The 2,927-nt window shown below is 62.7% G+C and carries 2 protein-coding genes; one reads left to right on the forward strand and one right to left on the reverse strand.

Annotation, left to right across the window (positions count from 1 at the left end):
* Positions 1 to 2,316 carry a bifunctional (p)ppGpp synthetase/guanosine-3',5'-bis(diphosphate) 3'-pyrophosphohydrolase gene (locus tag Q4C89_RS07835; RefSeq protein WP_303102050.1) on the reverse strand — a complete coding sequence of 772 codons (2,316 nt, stop codon included), beginning with the start codon at positions 2,314 to 2,316 and terminating at the stop codon, positions 1 to 3.
* Between the two features lie 405 nt (positions 2,317 to 2,721).
* On the opposite strand from Q4C89_RS07835, the gene Q4C89_RS07840 reads away from it, so the two are divergent.
* Positions 2,722 to 2,927, forward strand: a 206-nt coding sequence (locus tag Q4C89_RS07840; RefSeq protein WP_368493221.1) for an FKBP-type peptidyl-prolyl cis-trans isomerase, incomplete at its 3' end; no start/stop codon positions are given.

Genomic DNA, 2,927 nt, shown 5'->3' on the forward strand with positions numbered 1-2,927 from the left:
TCAGCCGCTCGCCCCGTTCTTGACGTTGCGTGGGCCGCGTCCGACACGCAGCACGTCGGTTACGCTGCTTAGCCCCAGCAGCGACGAACGCACCTGCTCCAGTTTGTCCAGCCCGGTCACGGCCACCCGCAGGTGAATATGCGCCGTGCCGCCTGCGTCGGCGTGGGCCTCGACCTTGAGAGAACTGACGCTGAGGTCGCTCAGCACCTTCATCACGTCGGCCAGCAGCCCGTCGCGGTCTTCGGCCACCACGTCGAGGTCGACGGCGAGTTCTTGGCCCGACTGCGCTTCCCACGAGGCCGCCACGCAGCGTTCGGGTTCGTCGCGCAGCAGCCGCACCATGTTGGGACAGTCGATGCGGTGGATGCTGACCCCGCGCCCCCGCGTCAGGTAGCCCATGATCTGGTCGCCGCGAATGGGCGAGCAGCAGTGGCTGATTTTGGTCTGGGTGGTAAAGCCCTCGACATAAATGCCGTGTTCCGAAGGCTTGACGGCAGGTTTGGGACGGGCGGGCGCGGCCTGTTCCTGCGCCAGCGACGGCGACAGAATACGGGCCACCGTGCTGGGCGTGACCTTGCCCGCCGCGAGCGCCAGATACAGTTCGTCGGGATTGCGCGAGCCGACCAGCTTTTGGGTGGCTTCTTCCAGCAGCTTGGAGCGCATGAGTTGCCTGACCGCCAGTTGCCGCCGCCGCAGGTACTTTTCGAGCAGGTCGTGCCCCTTTTGCAGGCCCTCGCTGCGCTTTTGCTGGCGCGAATAGGCACGAATCTTGGTGCGGGCGCTGCGGGTGGCGACAAAGTTGAGCCAGTCCTCGCTCGGTTTGCCGTTCTTGCCCGTCAGCACTTCCACCATGTCGCCGTTTTGCAGGCGGTGCGAAAGCGGCACAATCGAGCCGTTGACCCGCGCCCCCACCGCCGTTTCCCCGATGCGGGTGTGGATGTGGTAGGCGAAGTCGATCGGCGTGCTGCCCGCCGTCAGTGACACCGCCAGTCCCTTGGGTGTAAAGACCCGCACCCGCTGCGAGAGGATGTCGTTCTTGACGGCGTCGATGTAGTCCGAGGCGTCCCCGATTTCGTTCTGGATTTCGCGCAGTTGGGCGATCCAGTTCTCGCGCTCCTTTTGCGCCAGTTGCCCGCCCTGCTTGTACATCCAGTGCGCCGCCACGCCGAACTCGGCTACCTCATGCATTCGCTGCGAACGAATCTGGACCTCGATCGGCTGACCGCTGCGCGAGATGACTGTGGTGTGCAGGCTCTGGTAGCCGTTGGGCTTGGGGACGGCGATGTAGTCCTTGACGCGCCCCGGCAGCGGCGTCCACATCGAGTGCACCACGCTGAGGGTGTGGTAGCACACGCGTTTTTCGCGGTTTTCCTCGGCCCGTTCGCGCCGTACGTCGTCGGTTCCCTCGGGCACGCTCAGGGGACGGGGCCGCAGCACCACCCGCAGCGCCAGCAGGTCGAAAATCTGTTCCAGCGCCTTGCCCTCTTTCTGCATCTTGTTGTGGATGCTCCAGAGGTGCTTGGAGCGCCCGGCGATGTCGATGTCTTCGACCCATTCCAGCAGTTCGAGGTCGTCTTGAAGGGCTTCACGAAGTTGCTCGACCGCGCCGACAATCAGTTCGTCACGCTCTTCCTGACGGGTGCGCAGTCGGGTTTGCAGGTAGTCGTAGGCTTCGGGATGCAGGTAGCGAAAGCTCAGGTCTTCAAGCTCCCACTTGATGCGCCCGATACCGAGCCGGTGCGCGAGCGGCGCGAAAATCTCCATCGTTTCGCGGGCGATGCGCTGCTGCTTTTCGGGCTTCATGCTGCCCAGCGTCCGCATGTTGTGCAGGCGGTCAGCCAGCTTGACCACGATGATTCGCAGGTCCACCGTCATGGCGATCAGCATCTGGCGCAGGTTTTCGGCCTGCATGTCGCGGCCCGCTTCCCGCAGCTCGGCCTGCTGGTTGCCCTGCTTGGACAGTTTGCTGACTTTGGTTTCACCTTCGACGATGCGGCGCACGTCGGGACCGAAGTTCTCTTCGATGATTTCGAAGGTGACGCCGTCCACGTCCTCCACGGTGTCGTGCAGCAGCCCCGCCATCAGGCTGTCGGTGTCCATGCCCAGCTTTGCCAGAATGACGGCGACGGCGACGGGGTGGGTGATGTACGGCTCGCCGCTTTTGCGGATGACTCCGGCGTGGGCGTCACGGGCAAAGCGGTAGGCGGCCTCGACGCGTTCGCGCTCAGCTTCGGAGCGGTTGGCGATGAGTTCCCGCAGGGCGGGCATCCCGTGCTCGGGTTCAGACGCAGAAACGGCAGGGGATGGGTCCGGCATCTACGCAGGATAAAGGCCAGCCTTGAATTTTTCCTGATTTATCTCACACCTTTGCGAAGGGTCGCCTAGCTCAGGTAGGCAAAACGAAAAAAACCACCTCTCAAGGTGGCTTGGACAGTGTCTAGCGTCGGCGCTGACGAGTGGGAACGGGGACCGGCACCGGTTGAGGGCGGTTGAGGACACCGCGCAGCCAGTCCATAAATTCTCTCAAACCCTTCATGGACTCAGTCTAGAAATCGTCTTTACGAACTGGATGCGCCCTGGGTAATCGCATCTTCATGCGGCAGGGCTGGTTCTTGAGGAAGGGGGGCGTTTTTCTCATGGAAACGGTACGCCTGAGGGAGAACCTTCACCCGTGTTTAAGTGAATGAGACGTCATTTAAGGTGGGCAGTAAGCTGGCAGCCATGAGCCAAGACCTCCAGATCGACAAGTACCAAGAGGGCAACGGCCCAGCCGCCGAAAAGGGAAGAATGGTCAGCGTGCACTACACCGGCACCCTGGAAAACGGGCAGAAGTTCGACTCTAGCCGTGACCGGGGCCAGCCCATCGAGTTTCCTCTGGGCGTGGGCTACGTGATTCCCGGTTGGGATCAGGGCATCGCGCAGATGCG

The sequence above is a fragment of the Deinococcus sp. genome, assembly GCF_030523985.1.
Taxonomy (GTDB): domain Bacteria; phylum Deinococcota; class Deinococci; order Deinococcales; family Deinococcaceae; genus Deinococcus.